The 18,916-nt window shown below is 55.2% G+C and carries 14 protein-coding genes; all 14 read right to left on the bottom strand.

Translation table 11 applies throughout. From position 1 onward, the window contains the following. Window positions 1–25: 25 nt before the first annotated feature. The 14 genes from malQ to CJ260_RS00335 all read right to left on the bottom strand — a co-directional run bounded on the left by malQ (window position 26) and on the right by CJ260_RS00335 (window position 18,906). Window positions 26–3,424: a 4-alpha-glucanotransferase gene (gene malQ, locus CJ260_RS00400; protein ID WP_095628719.1), complete on the bottom strand. Its 3,399-nt coding sequence runs from the start codon at window positions 3,422–3,424 to the stop codon at window positions 26–28. A 64-nt stretch (window positions 3,425–3,488) separates the two neighbouring features. Further along, window positions 3,489–4,928 carry a glycogen synthase GlgA gene (gene glgA / locus CJ260_RS00395; RefSeq protein WP_095628718.1) on the bottom strand — a complete coding sequence of 480 codons (1,440 nt, stop codon included), beginning with the start codon at window positions 4,926–4,928 and terminating at the stop codon, window positions 3,489–3,491. Window positions 4,929–4,968: 40 nt separating this feature from the next. Beyond that, entirely contained in the window at window positions 4,969–7,023 is a 2,055-nt protein-coding gene (gene glgB, locus CJ260_RS00390; RefSeq protein WP_095628717.1) for a 1,4-alpha-glucan branching protein GlgB, read from the bottom strand. A gap of 21 nt (window positions 7,024–7,044) precedes the next feature. After that, window positions 7,045–9,474: a glycogen/starch/alpha-glucan phosphorylase gene (locus CJ260_RS00385; protein WP_095628716.1), complete on the bottom strand. Its 2,430-nt coding sequence runs from the start codon at window positions 9,472–9,474 to the stop codon at window positions 7,045–7,047. 19 nt (window positions 9,475–9,493) lie between these two features. After that, window positions 9,494–10,597: a glucose-1-phosphate adenylyltransferase subunit GlgD gene (gene glgD, locus CJ260_RS00380; protein ID WP_095628943.1), complete on the bottom strand. Its 1,104-nt coding sequence runs from the start codon at window positions 10,595–10,597 to the stop codon at window positions 9,494–9,496. Window positions 10,598–10,612: 15 nt separating this feature from the next. After that, window positions 10,613–11,764: a glucose-1-phosphate adenylyltransferase gene (locus tag CJ260_RS00375; RefSeq protein ID WP_095628715.1), complete on the bottom strand. Its 1,152-nt coding sequence runs from the start codon at window positions 11,762–11,764 to the stop codon at window positions 10,613–10,615. 314 nt (window positions 11,765–12,078) lie between these two features. Beyond that, window positions 12,079–12,324 carry a DUF4911 domain-containing protein gene (locus CJ260_RS00370; RefSeq protein ID WP_087477340.1) on the bottom strand — a complete coding sequence of 82 codons (246 nt, stop codon included), beginning with the start codon at window positions 12,322–12,324 and terminating at the stop codon, window positions 12,079–12,081. Continuing rightward, the gene (locus tag CJ260_RS00365) at window positions 12,317–13,540 is read right to left on the bottom strand and encodes a U32 family peptidase (protein WP_095628942.1); all 1,224 of its coding nucleotides are present in this window, start codon (window positions 13,538–13,540) and stop codon (window positions 12,317–12,319) included. The genes CJ260_RS00370 and CJ260_RS00365 overlap by 8 nt, the downstream gene beginning before the upstream one ends. 18 nt (window positions 13,541–13,558) lie before the next feature. Further along, complete coding sequence (locus CJ260_RS00360; RefSeq protein ID WP_095628714.1) at window positions 13,559–14,149, bottom strand: O-methyltransferase; 591 nt, start codon at window positions 14,147–14,149, stop codon at window positions 13,559–13,561. Continuing rightward, complete coding sequence (gene mltG / locus CJ260_RS00355; RefSeq protein WP_095628713.1) at window positions 14,146–15,222, bottom strand: endolytic transglycosylase MltG; 1,077 nt, start codon at window positions 15,220–15,222, stop codon at window positions 14,146–14,148. Before mltG ends, CJ260_RS00360 begins: the two co-directional genes overlap by 4 nt. 76 nt (window positions 15,223–15,298) lie before the next feature. Further along, the gene (locus CJ260_RS00350) at window positions 15,299–15,736 is read right to left on the bottom strand and encodes a hypothetical protein (RefSeq protein ID WP_095628712.1); all 438 of its coding nucleotides are present in this window, start codon (window positions 15,734–15,736) and stop codon (window positions 15,299–15,301) included. An 86-nt stretch (window positions 15,737–15,822) separates the two neighbouring features. Then, entirely contained in the window at window positions 15,823–16,230 is a 408-nt protein-coding gene (locus CJ260_RS00345; protein ID WP_095628711.1) for a hypothetical protein, read from the bottom strand. Window positions 16,231–16,356: 126 nt separating this feature from the next. Beyond that, complete coding sequence (locus tag CJ260_RS00340; RefSeq protein WP_369831671.1) at window positions 16,357–18,141, bottom strand: DUF4127 family protein; 1,785 nt, start codon at window positions 18,139–18,141, stop codon at window positions 16,357–16,359. Window positions 18,142–18,240: 99 nt separating this feature from the next. Next, complete coding sequence (locus tag CJ260_RS00335) at window positions 18,241–18,906, bottom strand: trimeric intracellular cation channel family protein (RefSeq protein ID WP_095628709.1); 666 nt, start codon at window positions 18,904–18,906, stop codon at window positions 18,241–18,243. Window positions 18,907–18,916: the final 10 nt, after the last annotated feature.

Here is an 18,916-nt window from a genome sequence, read left to right as displayed (position 1 = left end):
TCTTCCCCCTCTGAAACGGGCGCAGTTACCGTCCGTATTCTTTGCATAATTCAGACAGCCATTTGGCGATGTCCAGCTTGAGCATGCCGCCGTCCATCTGCCACTGCCAGTTTCCTTCGGCAACGCCGGGTACGTTCATGCGGCAGTTTCCCGGCAGGGCCAGTATGTCCTGCAGGGGTACGACGGCCGTTTCGGCACGGCGGCTGTAGACATAGGCGATGACAGCGCGGACGACAGCTTCCGGCGCGGCGTCGTCCGGCAGGCCCAAAGCCTGGCGCAGCTGCAGCCGTCCCGATTCGTCCAGGTCGTCTTCATACCAGCCCAGGGTCGTATTGTTGTCGTGCGTTCCCGTGTAGACAAGACAGTTCGGCTCCGTATCGAAGGAATAGCGGCCGTCGCCCCGTTCTGCCATGTGGAAATGGAGTATCTTCATCCCCGGCAGGCGCAGGGCGTCTTTCAGGGCGCATACGTCGTCCGTAATGATGCCCAGATCCTCCGCCACCATGGGCAGGAAGCCGAGCTCTTTATACACGGCGCGGAACAGGTCGAGGCCCGGCCCCTTGACCCAGGCGCCCTCGCGGGCCGTCTTGGCTTCGGCGGGCACGGCCCAGTACGATTCGAGGCCGCGAAAATGGTCGATGCGCACTTCGTCTACAAACTGGTATATCGCGCGGAACCGCTCTACCCACCAGCGATAGCCGTCGGCAGCCATGGCCTCGTAGTCGTACAGCGGATTGCCCCACAGCTGGCCGTCGACGCTGAAATAATCAGGCGGCACGCCGGCGACGGCCGTAGGATTTCCGGCTTCGTCCAGCTGGAACAGCTCCTGATGAGCCCAGCAGTCGGCGCTGTTGTGAGCGACAAACATGGGCATGTCGCCGAGGATCTGCACGCCGTTGTCATGGGCATATTTCCGCAGGGACTGCCACTGGCAGCAGAAAATGTACTGCAAGAATTTATAATGGGATATAGCGCCGGACAATTCTTTTTTATAATAGGCTACGCCGTCGGCAGCATGGCAGCGGATGTTATCGGGCCATTCTGTCCAGACCTTGCCGCCGAAGAAATCGCTAACGGACCGGAACAAGGCGTAGTCGTCGAGCCAGTAGGCGTTTTCCTTGCAGAAATCGGCATAAGGCGACCACGGCACGTTCAGGTCTTTCTTATGGGACATGCGCCAGAGCGCGTCCTTCTTGATCTTCCAGGCTTCGTCCCAGGATTTCGTCTTCCCGACAGCTTCTTTATATTCGCACAGCTCTTCAGCAGACAGCCATCCCCATTCGTGCAGCACGTCGAGGGAAATGAGCCGTTCGTTCCCGGCAAAGGCCGATCGGGCCAGATAGGGCGAATCGCCCATGAGCGGCGGCGTCAGCGGCAGGATCTGCCATAGGCTCTGGCCGGCCGTCTTGAGAAAATCGATAAATCGATAGGCGTTGGGCCCCAGGTCGCCGTTCCCGCCTGCCGAAGGCAGCGACGTCGGATGCAGGAGGACGCCGGCCCGCTTTTTGCGGGTTTCCTGCCCTTTCAGGATGACGGCGCTCAGAGGCGGCAGCGTCAGGGTGAAGCGGCTGTTAATCGTGCGGATAGGCTTCATGCGGGGATACAAAGCATTGGTCAGCTCGCCGTAGGCTAATCCGTTCGTGTACACGCTGACCGTCCGCAAGGACGTCGTGTTTTTATTCATGACGATAATAAAGAAGCCGTCTTCTTTTTTCTGGCCGAATATATCCCGGCCGCCTTCGATGCTGCGGGCATAGGCAAAGACGTCGCCGTCGGCGTACAGCGGGATGAAACGGCCCGTGCGCAGGGCGTCGCTGCTACGGCGCAGTCCCGTCAGCCCTTTCGTCCACGACAGGATTTCTTCGTCCTCATGCCCCCACGGATAGGTGCGGCGGTTGTCCGGATCCTTTCCGCCGGTCACGCCGGCTTCATCGCCGTAATAAATACAGGGCGCGCCGGGCATCGTCATCTGCCAGGTCAGAAGCATGCGCAGGCGCTTCTTGGCAATGTCCTCGGCCGAGAGCGTATTGGTGTCGGCGTCCTTGGCCAGGACCGTCAGGATGCGTTCGATATCGTGGCTGCCGATGAGGTTGAGCATGGCGTAAAAGTGCTCAGGCGGATAATTCTCAATGAGATGGGTCATTTCAGCCAGCATGCGCCGTCCTTCCTTGCGCCCCATGATGAAATCGACGGCAATCGTCCGCAAGGCGTAGTTCATAGCGCTGTCGAGCTCATAGCCGCACAGGTATTCGCGCTGTTCGCCGTAGCTGATCTTATTCGACGCGTCTTCCCACACTTCTCCGATGAGCACGGCATCGGGGTTTTCTTCCTTCAGCGTCTTATAGAAATCGCGGAGAAACGCCGCCGGCAGCTCGTCGACGACGTCGAGACGCCAGCCGCTGATGCCCTGGCGCATCCAGTAGCGCAGCACGCTGTCGTCGTTATGGATGACAAAATCCATATACGACGGCTCTGTCTCTTCCACGTTGGGCAAATCCATGACGCCCCACCACGACTCGTAGTCGTTCGGGTATTCCTTAAACCGGTACCACGAATAGTACGGCGATTCCTTGGACTGGTAGGCGCCGACGCTGTCGTAATGGCCGAAGCGGTTGAAATAAATGCTGTCGGCCCCCGTATGGCTGAACACGCCGTCCAGGATGACGGCCAGGCCCTCTTCCTTAGCTGCCCGGCAGAACGCGGCAAATTCTTCGTTCGTCCCCAGGAAGGGATCGACGCGGTGGTAATCGGCCGTGCTGTAGCGATGGTTCGTGCAGCTTTCAAAAATAGGGTTGAGGTAAATCGCCGTCACGCCTAATTCTTTCAGATACGAAAACTTTTCCCGGATACCTGCCAGGTTGCCGCCGTAAAAATCGTAAAAGGCAATCTCTCCCGTATCGGGGTTCTTCCAATAGGCCGGTATGTCGTCCCAGTCGCTGTGAATGACGGCGCCCTTCTTTCCCGTAAGCACCGCCGTCGTGTCCTTGCCGCGGCGGAACCGGTCGGGAAAAATCTGATAGACGATGGCATTCTTGAACCAGTCCGGCGTCTTGACGTCCTTATCGTATACGGTAATCTGATAGGATGGCGGCTCCTGAGCCGTAATGCGGCCCTTGCCGCCGAGCTGCTCGTGGTTATTGCCGTAATAGACGGTCTTGCCGTCGTAGGAAACGATGAAATAGTACCAAAGGAGGCACCCCTTATCCGGCATGGTCAGCGTCGCCTTGAAGGCCTCGCCCTCCCAGGTCATGGGAACGATCGTTTCGCCGGCGTTGCTCTGCCACAGGCGCACGCTGGCCTGCCAGTTTTCTTCTATATTTTTGTCGGCCCGCAGGCGCAGGACGACCTGGCTGCCCGAGGGAACGGCGCCGAAAACAGAGCGGCAATAAAATTCATGTGAATTGTGATACAGTCCTAAATCCATGAAATCTCCTTTTTGTAAAATCCCCCGCCGAGCAAGTACGGCGGGGGATTTGGCTGTATTGTTCTTATCGGTTCAATACCTTTTTGTACAAGTCTGCATACGCCTGAGCCGAACGCTTCCAGCTGTAGTCGCTTTCCATGGCGTTCTTGACGATGTGATCCCACAAGGCAGTATCTTCGTAGTATCCCAAAGCCGTCTTTGCCGTAAACAACAGTTCATGAGCATTGAAGTTCGGGAACGTCAGGCCGTTGCCCTGATTTTTGTATTTATCAAAGGGAACGACGGTGTCTCGCAGGCCGCCCGTTTCGCGGACGACGGGCACGGCGCCGTATCTCAGGGCGATGAGCTGACTCAGTCCGCACGGTTCATACCGCGAGGGCATGAGGAAGATATCCGCCGCCGCATAGACGCGGTGCGCCAGGCCTTCGTTGAACATGATGTTGGCCGATACCTTTGTCGGATAGCGGCGGGCCAAATCGCGGAAGGCTTCTTCATACTGCCAGTCGCCGGTCCCGACGATAACCAGCTGTACGTCGTCTTCGACGAGCTCGTCCATAATGCGCGTTACCAAATCCATGCCCTTGTCTTCGACGAGGCGCGATACCATGGCGACCATGGGCACGCCGCGCTTGATGCGCAGCCCCAATTCCTTGCGCAGGGCGTCCTTGTTGACGCGCTTGCCGGCGCGGGCGTCCTTCGACGTATACGTTTGGGCAATATAGGGGTCCGTTTCGGGATTATAGGCATCTTCGTCGAGGCCGTTGATAATGCCGACGACCTTGTCCTGATTGCTGCGGATATAGCCGTCCAGCCGTTCGCCGAAGTACGGATAGGTAATTTCCTGAGCGTACGTCGGGCTGACCGTCGTGATGTAGTCGGCGTAGACCATGCCCGATTTCATGTAGTTCACGCAGCCGTCGCATTCCAGATTGCCATTGTCGAACAAGTGCTGCGGCAGGCCGATGATATCCTGCATGATAGACGCCGGATAAATCCCCTGATATTTCAGGTTATGAATGGTATAGACGAATTTCATATTTTTGTAGAAATCGTCATGGTAGAAATCTTCCTTCAAGAAGACGCCCAGCATGCCCGTATGCCAGTCGTTGCCGTGAATGATGTCGGGCTGGAAGCCGATGCGCGGCAGCATCGTCAGCACGGCGCGGCAGAAATAGGCGAACCGTTCGTCGTCGTCGGCATAGCCGTACAGGCGGTCGCGCTTGAAGTACCATTCATTGTCGATGAAGTATACCTTGACGCCGTCCATATCGATTTCGTCGACGCCGTAGTACAGCTGACGCCAGGCCAGATTGACGATCCCCGTCGTCACCTGCTTCATCTGCTGCTTTGCTTCGTCTTTAATCAGGCTGTATTTCGGAATGACCAGGCGGACGTCCATGCCCTTGGCGGCCAATTCCTTCGGTAAAGCGCCCATGACGTCGGCTAAGCCGCCCGTCTTGATAAAAGGCACGGCTTCTGACGCCACGAATAATATTTTTTCCATCTTAACTCCCCCACTTTCCCTTTGGAATGCAGTTTACTATTTATTTCGCCGCGTCGCTTTTCGTCGTCTTTTTAACGGCGCGTTTTCTCGTCGTCTTGGAAGCCGGTTTCTTTTCGCTGCTCTTGGCCTTTTTAGCCGAGCCAGTCGTCTTCCGCGTCTTGGCAGTACTGCTGCCAGCCTTCAGAGATTTTTTTTTATCGGCCGACGTCTTGAGCTGTAAATATATAGTCGCCAGCGGCGGCAGCGTCAGCTCCAGAGACTGTTCCATGCCGTGCATGGGAATATCCTGCGCTTCAAATTCGCCTTCGTTGAGGACGTTGGAGCCGCCGAAGGCTTCGGAATCGCTGTTGAATACTTCGACATACGTCCCCTTGCGCGGCACGCCGAAGCGGTACGAATGGCGGACGACAGGCGTGAAGTTGCATACGACGACGGTCATGTCATCCGTTTCCTGGCCGCTGCGGAAGAAGGCGATGACGCTGTTGTCGCGGTCGTCGCAGCTGATCCACGAGAAGCCCGACCAGTCGCAGTCTTCTTCCCAGAATTCAGGATGCTCTACATAATACGTATTCAGCTCCTTGACGTAGTCGTGCATGGCCTTGTGCATGGGATATTCGAGCAGATGCCAGTCGAGGCTGTCGTCGTATTTCCATTCGATGAACTGGCCGAAGTCGCTGCCCATGAACAGGAGCTTCTTGCCGGGATGAGACATCCAGTAGCCGTAGAAAGCCCGCAGGCCGGCAAATTTCTGCCAGTAGTCGCCGGGCATCTTGTCCAAGAGCGAGTGCTTGCCGTGGACGACTTCGTCGTGCGACAAAGGCAGGATGAAGTTTTCCGAAAAGGCGTAGCACAGGGAAAACGTAACGAGATTGTGATTATCCTTGCGGAACAGCGGGTCCATGGACATGTAGCGGAGCATGTCGTTCATCCAGCCCATATTCCACTTATAGTTGAATCCCAGGCCGCCGACGTCGACAGGCTTGGTCACCAGCGGCCAGGCCGACGATTCTTCGGCAATCATGAGGGCATGGGGAAATTCGCTGAACACAGCTTTATTCAAATTGCGCAGGAAATCAATGGCTTCGAGGTTTTCCCGGCCGCCGTACTTATTGGGCTGCCAATTTCCATCGGGATGGCCGTAGTCGAGATACAGCATGTTGGCCACGGCGTCGATGCGCAGGCCGTCGATGTGGAACTGGCTGAGCCAGAACATGGCGCTGGAAATGAGGAAGGACTGTACTTCCGTCCGTCCGTAGTCGAAATTCATCGTATCCCATTCTTTGTTTTCTGCCAGCATGGGGTTCCCCGATTCATAGCAGGGCTCGCCGTCGAAATAGCGCAGACCGTGGGCGTCGCGGCAGAAATGGCCCGGCACCCAGTCGAGGATGACGCCGATGCCGTGCTTATGGCATGTGTCGACGAGGTACATGAAGTCTTCCGGCGCACCGTAGCGGCTCGTCGCCGAGAAGTACCCTGTCGCCTGATAGCCCCACGAGCCGTCGAAGGGATATTCGCACAGGGGCATGATTTCGATGTGCGTATAGTTCATGGACGTGACGTATTCCACGAGCTTGTCGGCGATTTCGCGGTATGTCAGCATATTGCCTTCTTCGTCGCGGCACCACGAGCCGAGATGCACTTCATAGGTCAGCATGGGCTTGCGGTACGAGTCGTACTGCTCGCGGCTGTTCTGCCACTTTTTGTCCTTCCACGTATAGCGGAGCTTGGTGATCTTAGAGGCCGTGTTGGGGCGCACTTCCGACCAGAAGGCATAGGGATCGCTCTTCATGAGCACTTCGCCCGACGCCGTCGTGACGGCGTATTTGTAAATGTCCCCTTCCTGAAGGCCTTCGATATACGTAACCCAGATGCCGTTGCCGGCGCCGCACCGTTCCATAGGATTGGCTTCAATGTCCCACTGGTTGAAATCGCCGACGACGCTTACCTTCTGGGCATGGGGAGCCCAGACGGAAAAGCGCACGCACGATCTGCGGCGGAGAACGGTAAAATGAGCGCCGAACAAACGGTAGCTGGCGTAGTTTGTTCCCTGATGGTACAGAAACGTACCGTATTCGTCAATTGCACTGAGTTTCATGTAAGCATTCCCCCTGACTGATTATACCTTGACGGGTTTAATACGCCAAATGTCAGATGCATACTGCTGAATCGTCCTGTCGCTGGAGAAGTAGCCCGAATGGGCGATGTTGATGGCGCTGGAATGGAACCACTGCTTTTGATTTGCGTAGCGGCGGGATATTTCCGTATGGGCCTCGCAGTAGGCGGCGAAATCCTTGAGGACAAAGAATTCGTCGTTGCGGTCCAGCAGCGATTCGTACAGCATGCCGAAATGTTCGCCGTTGATGGAGCCGTCTACAAGCGAGTTCATGAGCTGGCGGATACGCGGGTCCGAGCTGTACATGTTCCACGACGAATAGCCGCCGTGCATGTAGTAATTCATGACTTCTTCCGCCCGCAGGCCGAAGATGACGCAGTGTTCCATGCCGACTTCGCGGCAGATTTCTACGTTGGCCCCGTCCATCGTACCCAGCGTAATGGCCCCGTTCATCATGAATTTCATATTGCCCGTGCCGGACGCTTCCTTGCCGGCCGTGGAGATCTGCTCGCTCACGTCGGCCGCCGGGAACAGGAGCTGTCCCAAGGATACGTTGTAGTTCTCCAGGAACAGTACCTTCAGCTGCTTGTTCACCTGCTTGTCGCGGTTTATCATGTTGGCCACGACGTTGATAAGCTTGATTGTCTGCTTAGCTTCGCCGTAGCCCGACGCAGCCTTGCCGCCGAACAGGAACGTGTGCGGGCGGACGCGCAGGTCCGGATTTGCTTTCAGCGTATAGTACAGGTGAAGGATGCCGAGGATATTCAACAGCTGCCGTTTGTATAGATGAATGCGCTTGATCTGAATGTCGAAAATCGAATCGACGGCGATATTCGTATCGTATTCCTTCTTGATATAGTCAGCCAGAATTTCCTTGCGGGCTTTCTTCACCTTAGCCAGCTTATCCAGGAAAGCGCTGTCGCTGGAAACGGTCTTCAAGCGGATGAGCTTGGACGGTTCGAGGCGCCATTCGTCGCCGATGGCTTCGTCGATGAGGTTCGACAGCTGCGGATTGGCTTCAATAAGCCAGCGGCGGTGCGTAACGCCGTTGGTCTTGTTGGAGAAACGGTTCGGGAAAATCGTGTAGAACTGATGGAGCGTCGAATCCTTCAGGATCTGCGAGTGGATTTCCGCAACGCCGTTGACGCTGTGGCTGCCCAATACGGACAAATGAGCCATGTGAACCTGGCCGTCCCAAAGGATGGCTACGCTGCGGGCTTTGTTTTCGTCGCCCGGATAGAGGCGGCGCACTTCCTTGAGCCAGCGGTTGTTGATTTCTTCGACGATGAGATAAATGCGCGGCAGGAGCGACTGGAACATGGGGATAGACCATTTTTCCATGGCTTCCGGCAAAATCGTGTGGTTCGTATAGGCCACGGTACGGCACGTAATATCCCATGCGTCTTCCCAGGCCATGCCTTCTTCGTCGAGGAGGATACGCATCAGTTCCGGCACGACCAGAGCCGGATGGGTGTCGTTGATGTGGATGGCGATGTACTGGTCGAACTTGTACATGCTTTCCTTGTATTTTCTCTTATAGTGACGTACGATGCTCTGCAGGCCTGCCGAAACCATGAAGTATTCCTGCATCAGGCGCAGGCGGCGGCCTTCTTCCGTGCTGTCTTCCGGATAGAGGAAGCGGGAAATGAGCTGTACGTTGTTCTTGTAGCGGAACGCCCGGTGGCGGTCGCCGAGGGTCAGCTCGCGGTACAAGTCTTCCCGGGAGTATTCGGCCCGCCACAGGCGCAGCGTATTGACTGTGTCGTTATGATAACCAATGACAGGAACGTCGTACGGGACGGCGCGGACAGACGAATAATTTTCGTGAACGCATTCAAGTTCTCCGTCTTCCGTCGGCCGCATGTAGGCGTTGCCGCCGAAGCGGACGTTTACGGCCTTATCTACTCTCTTGACTTCCCAGGGATAGCCGTTGACCAGCCAGTTGTCAGGAAGCTCAACCTGCTGGCCGTCGACGATGCGCTGGTTGAACAGCCCGTACTGGTAGCGGATGCTGCATCCGTGTCCCGGCAGCTGCAGCGCCGCCAGGGAGTCGATGAAGCAGGCTGCCAGACGGCCTAAGCCGCCGTTGCCCAAGCCCGGGTCCCGTTCCTGCGGAACGACGTCTTCCAGCTTCCAGCCCAGATCTTCCAAGCCCTGCCGGCAAATGTCTTCCAAGCCGATGCCGATGAGGTTGGACTGGAGCAAGCGTCCCAGCAAAAATTCAATCGAGAAATAATAGACCTGTTTCGCCTTTTGCTCGGCGTACACTTCGTTCGTACGAATCCAATCTTCACTGACCAAGTCGCGTATCATGTAGGCAATCGTCTGGTATACTTCGTTGAGCGTCAGATCTCTGAGCTCTTTTTCCCACAAGACATGCGCCTTTTCAGTAAATATCTTCTTGAATTCTTCCTTATCCTGCCATTTTTTCATTGTTCTTCTATACCTCTTCTTAAATTACAGTGCATTTTCCGATGCACAGCGGTTTGTCCTTGGTGCCGGACAAAATGGCCTCGGGCTGCACTACGGCGTTCTTATCGCATACGACGTAGTCGAGCTGGGCGTCGTCGCCGATGACCGTATGCTGCATGATGATGCTGTTGCGGATGACGGCGTTCTTGCCGACCTTGACCTTACGGAACAAGATGGAATTTTCGACGCGGCCTTCGATAATGCAGCCGTTTGCTACGAGAGAATTGCTGACATGCGATTCTTCCATGTACTTAGCCGGCGCTTCGTCTTTGATCTTCGTGTAGATGTGGTGCTGCTTGTCCTTGAGGAACAAGTCGTGCCACGTCTTGGCGTCGAGCAGATCCATGTTGACCTGGAAGTACGAATCGATGGTATCGATCCGCTTCGCATATCCTTGATAATTATAACCGAAAATGCGCAAGCGGTCTACATTGCGCTTCAGCACGTCCGTAATCAGGTAGTTGTACCCCTGCGTATAGGCCTTGCGGATGCAGCTTTCAAAGACCTTGCTGTCGATGAGGACGCCCCGCTGATACAGGTTTTCGCCGGCTGCCAGCGTTTCCCGCGATTCAATGTCCAGGACGCGGTCGTTTTCGCCGACATTCAGGGCGTAGCCGCTGCGGTTAAATTCGTATTTCTGCTTCTGGTAAATGAGGGTGACGTCGGCGTTGTGACGGCGGTGGAAATGGAGCACTTCGTCGTAGTCGATGTTCTGCACCATGTCGCAGCCTGTCAGCAAGATGTACGGCTTATTGCCCCGTTCGACGAACATGAGGTTTTTATAGTAAGCCGGTACGTCGCCTTCCGTAGGATGAACGACATCTTCTACTTCTTCCGGCAGATAGAACAGGCCGTCGCCTTTGCGTGCCAGGCCCCATTCCTTACCGGAGCGGATGTGGTCCAATACGGAGCGCGACTGGGCCGACAACAAGAGTCCGACCTGCGATACGCCGGCGTTGACCAGATTGGACAGCGTAAAGTCGATGAGGCGGAATTTGCCGCCTACGGGAATGGTCGCCAAGGGCCGTTTTTCATTAAGCTCGCGGAGCGGGCTTTCGTTTCTAAGGTTAATTATTGCAATCATGTTGCTGTTCATATGTTATGCCTCCCCTTTTTTAGCTGCCAGCTTTTCTTCGTTTCTGCCCAATACGGCGATAGAGCCGTCTTCATTCTGTACGACGGCGCCGTCATGGATGACGCAGCGTTCGCCGATAATCGCCTTGTCGACGACGGCGCCCTTCTTGATGACCGTGCCCGGCAGGATGACGGAATTGCTTACCTTCGCGCCCTTTTCAATCGTCACGTCATAGAAGATGATCGAGTTGATGACGTTGCCCAGGATAGCCGAGCCTTCGGCGACGATAGAGCTCTTGGCGCTGCCTTCGGGACCTACGAAATGAGGCGGCATGCTCTGGCTGGCAGAATAAATGCGCCATGCCGGATTGTTCAGGTCGAGGGGCGGTTCGTCGGCGATGAGGTCCATATTGGCCTGCCACAGGCTGTCGATCGTTCCGACGTCCTTCCAGTAGCCTTCAAAGGGATAGGCGTACAGGGGCAGCTTGTCCTTCAGCATAGCGGGAATGACGTTTTTGCCAAAGTCGTGTTCCGATTTTTCATCCTTCGCGTCGGCTTTCAAATAGCTTTCCAATACGTCGCGGTCGAAGATATAAATGCCCATGGAAGCCAGGTTGCTTTCGGGCTTAGCCGGTTTTTCCTGGAATTTATTGATGCGCATCGTTTCGTCGGCGACCATGATGCCGAAGCGGCTGGCTTCGTCCCAGGGAACGCGGATCGTCGCGATGGTGACTTTCGCCTGATGCTTTTTGTGGAAGGCCAGCATCTTAGCGTAGTCCATAGAATAGATATGGTCGCCCGACAAGATGAGGACGTAGTCGTCTCCGACCATTTCGACGAAATTCAAGTTCTGATAAATAGCGTCGGCCGTGCCGCGGTACCAGTTGGAACCGCCGTCGCTTTCATACGGCGGCAGGATATATGCACCGCCCCGATTGGAATCCAAGTCCCACGAGCTGCCGTTGCCGACGTACCAGTTCAGTTCCAGCGGCTGGTACTGGGTCAGGATGCCGACGGTATTGATGCCGGAGTTGCGGCAGTTACTGAGCGGAAAGTCGATAATGCGGTATTTGCCGCCGAACAAGAGTCCGGGCTTTGCCTGATCTTTCGTCAGGACGCCCAGACGGCTCCCTCGCCCGCCAGCCAGAATCATTGCCAGACAATTGGATTTTCTCATATAAAATTCCTCCTCACGTCAAGAAAATCCCAGTCATACTCTGTCAAACGCGCGCGTTATGTCTATATGCTATAGGATTTTCTTTTATAAATATACTTCCGCGAATAGCTATGCATATTTTAAATAATATACGCTAATTATACAACATTTTGCCAAGAAAATTAAGAGTAAATCGCGCTGCAAATTACGTCTTTTTCACAGATATTATTGACTTTTTACGGAAAGATTACCGTTTCGCAACAAAAAACCGCCTCTGCCAAGCAGACGCGGTTCCGTAACTTTTCATGCATATTAAATATTTATAAATTGATAATTTATTCTTTCCCGGCTTGCCAACGACAGGCTTCCTCATGCGAAAGCAATGTGACAGGAAAGGGCAGAGACAGCAGGACGTCCCGCGTCTCCGCCGCCGTATCGGCCGTCGTCCGCACGAAGCCGACGCCAGCTTTTCCATCTATTGCAGTAACGACGCCCAAATACTCGCAGCCCTCAAGAATCCGCGTGAGATACGTCATTTCCTGCGGAGGAATGCGGAAATACACCCATTCTGGCTCAAGCATGGCGTTTCATCTCCCGGCGCATCATAGAATAGGCCTCCAACGGCTCGTCTACCGGAATGGCAACAACCTGCTGGGCGTGGCGAGCCGCGTCGAGATCCTGCCCGGTTTCATCGATAATACGGCTGACCGTACAGCGGACCAGATGTCCCTTGGGCTGGAGAAATTCGACGGTCTGTCCGACTTTGAAATGGTTGCGCTGCTCAATCCAGGCCAGCTTCCGCTCTGCATCATACGAGCGGACGAGACCGATGAATTCATGAGTCTGCGTATTGCTTGAATGACTGTACACCTGATCGGCTTCCGTCGGACGAGATACGGAAAAGCCCCGCGTATACGGCCGGTGAGAAATCTTTTCCAATTCCTCTATCCATTCGGGCAGGACGCGGAAATGCTCCGGGTCCCGTTCATACGCGTCGATGGCCTGGCGGTATACCTTGACGACCGTCGCAACGTAATGGACGCTCTTCATGCGGCCTTCTATTTTCAGGCTGCATAACCCAGCGTCGTATAGATCGGGCAGATACGGCAGAAGGCACAGATCCTTGGAATTGAAGATATAAGTGCCCCGTTCGTCTTCCATGACCGGGAAATACTGGCCCGGCCGCTTTTCTTCTACGACGTTGTATTTAAACCGGCAGCACTGGACGCACTGGCCCCGGTTGGAATCGCGGTTTTCCGTAAAGTAATTGCTCAGCAGGCAGCGCCCCGAATACGAAATGCACATCGCACCGTGCACGAATCCTTCCAGCTCGACGGGCACCTTGTCGTGAATAGCCTTTACGTCTTTTAAGCTGACCTCGCGGGCCATGACGACGCGTTTGGCGCCGGCGTCATGCCAAAACTTTGCTGACACCCAGTTGGTCACGTTGGCCTGCGTCGAAATATGAACGGGCAGATCAGGCACGATTTGCCGGGCCAGACTGAATATGCCGGGATCGGCAATGAGCACGGCATCAACGTGAATATCCCGCAAGCTGGTCAGGTATTCGGGCAAACCGTTTAAGTCGGCGTTGTGGGGAAAGATATTAACGGTCACATGAACCTTCTTCCCCAGCCCGTGGGCGTAGCGGACAGCTTCTTCCATTTCTTCCAGGGAAAAATTGTCGCTGAAAGCCCGCAGCCCAAAGGACTTGCCGCCTAAATACACGGCGTCAGCCCCGTACAGCAGGGCCATTTTCAATTTATCCATATTGCCGGCCGGAGCCAGCAACTCCATTTTCTGCATGCGTATTATCTATCCTTTCCATCGGGAAACGGTCATGCCGTCTCCGTTTTCAAAAAACACCGATTCAAACCGGCCGTCGTCATAGACCATGTCCAAGAATTCGCGCAGGCGGCCTACAGCCGTGCGGTGCTTATGGGGCACCGTTCCTTTGATGTAAAACATATCATGGTAGCTTATATTGTCGGCTACGACGACGGCGCCGGGCCGCAGCTTGGGCATGATTTTTGCCAGCTGCCGCGAATACTGGCCCTTCGGGCCGTCGAGGAAAACGAAATCCCACGTCTCGTCCAGCTCGTCGAGGAGGGCCGTGCCGTCTCCTTCGAGGAGGCGTATCATCTCGCCATAGGGCGAGCGGCCGATGAAATCCCGGGCCGCGGCAATGCGTTCCGCATCGATTTCAATTGTCGTAATGCGGCTTTCCGCCGTAAGGCACGAGGCGATCTGCAAGGTCGAGTACCCAATAGCCGCGCCGATTTCTAAGACCGACGACGGACGAGCCGCCGTCACCAGGCCGCGGAATAAGAGCAGCTCGGCGTCGCGCAAAATCGGAACCTGGTGGATTTTGGCATAGGCCTTCATCTCTGCCCACAGCTCCGTCATGGCATGTGCTCCTCTACATTTTTCATGTGCTCTTCGTACGTCGCGGCAAAGTAGTTGTGGCCGTCTTCATCGGCTACGAAATACAAATACGACGTATGAGGCGCTTTCAGTACGGCGTTCATGCAGTCCATGCCGGGATTGCCGATCGGTCCCGGCGGCAGGCCTTCGTACATATACGTATTATAAGGCGAATCGTAGCGCGTCTCGGCGATGCTGTACGCCGCCTTGTGCGTCCCCATGGCATAGGAAATGCTGGCGTCAGACTGGAGCTTCATGTGCTTGTCCAGGCGGTTGAGGAATACCGAGGCGATGAGGGGCCGGTCCTTTTCGTACTTCGCTTCCTTTTCAATGAGCGACGCCAAGGTAACGAACTGGTAAATGGACAGGTTTTCCTCGTCGATGCCCTTTTTCATTTCCTCCGTCAGATGGTCGTCGAAGTTTTTCAGCATCATCTTGACGATGTCGTCAGCCGTCGCGTTCAGGGGAATAAAATACGTGTCGGGAAAGAGGAAGCCCTCTGTCGGGAAGGTTACGTCGCGATGGCTCTTCATATACGGATAGAGATATTCTTCCTTTTTAGCCGCCGCCAGGAAATCCTTTTCGGAAATTTTTCCCATGGCCGCCACTTCCTTGGCAATGCGCCACACCGTGTAGCCTTCGGGAACGACCAGGCGCAGGGCCTCCGACTTGCCGCTGGTCAGCTTTTCCAGAATAGAGTGGACGCTCATAGACGTATCGATGACGTACTCGCCTTCCTTGATATCGCCGGCCTGCCCCGTAGCCACGGCCGCCGCGCGGAACAGGAGGGGGCTGGCAATATAGCCTTGTTCGCAGAGCATATCGGCCACCTCCGACGCCGTCATGTCGCTGCGAACATGGACGTAGCCTCGTTTTTCCGGCAGGAAAAGACTAGGCGCGCCATAGGCCGCCGCCACGAAGGCCGCAGACAAAAGAAGCGCGCAAAGAACAGCCCCTGCGGCGCGCCGTTTTCGGCGGCCCGGAGCTGTATTGCGTACTTCCTGCGTTTCCTTATGTTCTTTATTTTTTTCTGAATACTTATTGTTATGTTCCATAGGCAGTATTATACCGCATTACGGCTGTATTGCCAATGGCCCGGAGCCATCGTTCAGATTCTCCATAGCAATGAAGCTACCGGCGGTCGCCGCGGCGATGAGGCGGCGCCGGACGATGCTTTTTGCCGTCTTTAAACTTCTGATCTCTCTGGGGCGGTGCGAACAATTCCTTCAGCGTATCTTCAGAAATTCCCGTCCTTTCGGGAAGCTTATGCATGAACCGCCGATGATCCCGCTGCCCCTTCCGTTCAAACCGTTCCATTTCGTCATACAGCTTAAAGGCCTGGTCCTGCGTAATCTTGCCGTCCCGTACCATAGCCTGCACGCGATGCGAAAAATCAAAGGTGCCGTGGAACCCCGGTCCGGCCATACCGATGCGGTGCGGCGGAGGCGGCGGGCCGGGACGCATATCGGCGGCCGAAGCCTGGCTGTTCGGCATAACCGTCATGACGGCGGCAGCAGCGCCTACTAATGCAAAAGATGCCAATTTTTTACGCCATGTTGTCGTTTTCATATGATTCAGCTCCTTCACGCTTTCTGTGGTTTCATATGCTTAACTGCGCAGGGAGTATATTCTCCCGTCGCCCATCTGATTCCTAATTAAGCCCGTCCGCGGCGAGGCGTATCTTTTTTGTCGCCATGGCCCTTCTGGTCGTGCTTGACCGTATCCTTGCCGTTTCTGACGTCGCCCTTCTTAGGCGGCTGCTTTTTCATGACGCCGGGCTTCTTTGCATCCTTCTTTAATTCTTTCTTTATGTCTTTTTTATCGGCCTTGCGGTCTTTTTTGACATCCTTCCGAACGTCCTTACGCACGTCTTTCCGGTCTCCCGGCTTCCGCATGTCGTTATCATGCTTAGGCCCGTCCTTTTGAACGGCTTTGACAGGCAGTCTTCCATGGGTCATATCGGCAGCCGAAACCATAGAATACGGCGCGGCTACAACGACGGCCATGACGCCGGTCATAACAGAGGCTATGATCTTTTTGCGCAGCGAATCTTTCAATTTCATCGTATATCAGCTCCCTTTATTCAAATACGTTTGGTATATGAATAGTATAGCTAATAATTGTTACAATTTTGTTACAGCACGATGTCATTGTCGACACAATGCGGCTTGCCGCGCTTCCCCTTTCGATTACTTAGGAGCCCACGTACGGTTTTTCTGAGCTGCTTCTTCCTTGGCGTTCAATTCCTGGGCCTGCTTTTCCGCTTCATACGCGGCTTTCGCAGCGGCTTCGGCCTCTTTCAGCCGTTTTTCCAAGGCCGGGTCCACCTTGCCTCCCTTAGCAGCCTTCTTAGCGTCCTCCAAGGCCTTCTTGGCGTCGTTCAGGACTTTGCCCAGACGATCCAGCTCTTTCTGCTTCAATTTCTGCCGTTCCCGCCATTCCAGATCGACGTCGGGCTTATCGTGGACATCCACGTACACTTCAAACAAGCGGTTCCACGGCAAGGTTACATCGACGGTCCGCGGGTCGACGCCCAAATACGTGCCGGCATAGCGTTGGAGCTGCTCCTTCGTCAGGCTCTGAAGCTCTCTCATCACCGTCGGATAATAGCGCTTCACCGTGCCGGCTTCCAGCTTCTGGTCCATGCGGGAAATATAGTCGCGCACGTTGGCCTGATAGGCCCAGTTGTCCAGATACTGCGTCGTCAGCATGTCGCGGTGCGCTTCCGGCGTCATATACCGCGACAGGACGCCCTGAGACAAGCCGTAGCCGACGGAATTGCTCGCCGTGTTCCAGCCGTTGTACGCCGCCAAACGGTACATCATCTTGTCCTGATATAAGCCGTATACGAGAGTATTGTCCGAACCGTTGGAAAAGGCCATGTCGACGAGGCTGACGGGAATGCCGGCCTTGACGGCCGTTTCTATCTGCGTCAGGAATTCCCGCGTCGACTGCAGCATGATGGGGAAGTTTTCAAAATTCCCCGATTCGCTCGTCGACGACGTAAGGGGCGTGTTCACTGCCAGCAGTAAATCGGGCCGTTCCGTTTCCGTTACCGTCCCGCCAATCGCCTCGATATGAGCGGCAATCGTCTTGCCAATAGCCTGTCCGTCGTAGCTCGGCACGGTCTTCTCGCCGCCGCCCAGGGGATAAATCACCGTGACCTTGGGATGATAGTTCGTAAAATCATTGTTTGCCCGCGTGATAAGCAGCAGCCCCAGCTGGTCCGCACCGGGGAAAGAGCCGAAGGACGTCTTGGGCACGTCGGCGCCGGCCATTTCCAAATACTTCGATTCGAGGGACGATTGGGTATTGACGGAATTATCGTCATGGCCCAGGCTGTAATACTTGAAAATCCCCTTCTTGGCGTCCTGAATGAGGCGGTAATTGATCATCATGTTCTTCTGCCGGCGATTATACCAGTCCTGCAGATATTCCAGAGGAATACGGCGCATGACGGCAAACCAGCTGCTCCGCTCCTGGGGCGTCAGGTTATCTACGTCCATCTTGGCCTGCAGGGCCGCCAGCTGATACATGTCCGTCCCCATTTTCAGGTAATAGTCAGGCTCTACGCCCTTGCCGCCGGCCCAGGGGCTGCGCATGACCGTGCTGAAAGCATAAATAGGCACGTTTTTATGAAGCTTATGCAGGTTTTCCACCTTTTCCAGCCGTCCGACGAGGGTTTCCATGTCGAAATTGTGCTTCCGCGAATCGACGAGGCCGCCGTATACCAGAGAATCAATAGATAAGACCATCGCGTCGGCCAGGCCGGCGTTCTCATTGACCCAGCGCAGGAGCCGGTCCGGCGAGCCCTGGAAATTAGATCCGGACAAATATTGCTCCGGCGGCGTGAGAATCGTATATCCTGCGTCTTCCGCCGTGTTGACCGTATACGCCAGATCGACGGGACGATTATCCTGGGGAACGTATAAAATCGTCCGCGCCATCGCCGTCGGCCCGACGCTCATGAGCATGGACAAGACGGCGGCGCCTACGGCTTTTTGCCAACCCTTCAAAAGTACCACTTCCTATCAAATATAATGAAATCATTGTAATGATTATAGCAAACTCCGTTAAAAAATGGAACTCTTCGTCGTCCTGCGCACGCGGGGCAAGTTCCAGTGAAGGCGCACTGCAACTAGCCGCAGGCAGACCGTAAAGGCAAAGCTCAAGGTCGACGCGGCGTATATAGTGAAGCCCCAATAGATGTGGACGGAAAGCAATATGCACGCCCCGGCCAAGGCCGCCGTCGCATAAATTTCCTTTTTCAATACGCCTGGTATCTGCCCGGCCAGCACGTCGCGGACGACGCCTCCGCCTACGGCGGTCAGCACGCCGAGGGTGACGTTCAGCACCCAGTACTGGGGATAGTAATAAAATCCCATGAGCGTCCCCGTGACAGTAAAGGAACCCAGACCGATAGCGTCGCAGACGAGATAGACTGATTCCATTTGATGAACCAGGCGCTGGCGAGACGACACGTTGACGTAGCGGATAAATAAGACGACGGCGACGATGGAAAGGGCGATAATCCAGACGTACAGCGTCGTGCGGAACGCCGACGGCGGCGTATGACCCAGCATCAGGTCGCGGACAATTCCTCCGCCGACAGCCGTCGCAGCCGCCAGGACAAAAATGCCGAATAAATCCATGCGACGGGAAATCGCCACCAGCGCCCCTGACAAGGCGAAGGCCGACGTTCCCAATATATCAAAAACCTGCCACCAAATAGATTGCATATGACACCTC

It is taken from the genome of Megasphaera sp. ASD88, assembly GCF_002287425.1.
GTDB classification, from domain to species: domain Bacteria; phylum Bacillota; class Negativicutes; order Veillonellales; family Megasphaeraceae; genus Megasphaera; species Megasphaera stantonii.
This window is presented reverse-complemented; position numbering and strand designations above follow the sequence as displayed.

Bases quoted from the DNA above. Each gene is read 5' to 3' on its own strand.
- glgB (WP_095628717.1), bottom strand. From the start codon at position 7,023: ATGAAACTCAGTGCAATTGACGAATACGGTACGTTTCTGTACCATCAG.
- CJ260_RS00345 (WP_095628711.1), bottom strand. From the start codon at position 16,230: ATGAAATTGAAAGATTCGCTGCGCAAAAAGATCATAGCCTCTGTTATG.
- CJ260_RS00340 (WP_369831671.1), bottom strand. From the start codon at position 18,141: ATGCTCATGAGCGTCGGGCCGACGGCGATGGCGCGGACGATTTTATAC.
- CJ260_RS00350 (WP_095628712.1), bottom strand. From the start codon at position 15,736: ATGAAAACGACAACATGGCGTAAAAAATTGGCATCTTTTGCATTAGTA.
- CJ260_RS00370 (WP_087477340.1), bottom strand. From the start codon at position 12,324: ATGCTTGAGCCAGAATGGGTGTATTTCCGCATTCCTCCGCAGGAAATG.
- CJ260_RS00335 (WP_095628709.1), bottom strand. From the start codon at position 18,906: ATGCAATCTATTTGGTGGCAGGTTTTTGATATATTGGGAACGTCGGCC.
- CJ260_RS00385 (WP_095628716.1), bottom strand. From the start codon at position 9,474: ATGAAAAAATGGCAGGATAAGGAAGAATTCAAGAAGATATTTACTGAA.
- mltG (WP_095628713.1), bottom strand. From the start codon at position 15,222: ATGGAACATAACAATAAGTATTCAGAAAAAAATAAAGAACATAAGGAA.
- glgA (WP_095628718.1), bottom strand. From the start codon at position 4,928: ATGGAAAAAATATTATTCGTGGCGTCAGAAGCCGTGCCTTTTATCAAG.
- malQ (WP_095628719.1), bottom strand. From the start codon at position 3,424: ATGGATTTAGGACTGTATCACAATTCACATGAATTTTATTGCCGCTCT.
- CJ260_RS00360 (WP_095628714.1), bottom strand. From the start codon at position 14,149: ATGACGGAGCTGTGGGCAGAGATGAAGGCCTATGCCAAAATCCACCAG.
- glgD (WP_095628943.1), bottom strand. From the start codon at position 10,597: ATGATTGCAATAATTAACCTTAGAAACGAAAGCCCGCTCCGCGAGCTT.
- CJ260_RS00365 (WP_095628942.1), bottom strand. From the start codon at position 13,540: ATGGAGTTGCTGGCTCCGGCCGGCAATATGGATAAATTGAAAATGGCC.
- CJ260_RS00375 (WP_095628715.1), bottom strand. From the start codon at position 11,764: ATGAGAAAATCCAATTGTCTGGCAATGATTCTGGCTGGCGGGCGAGGG.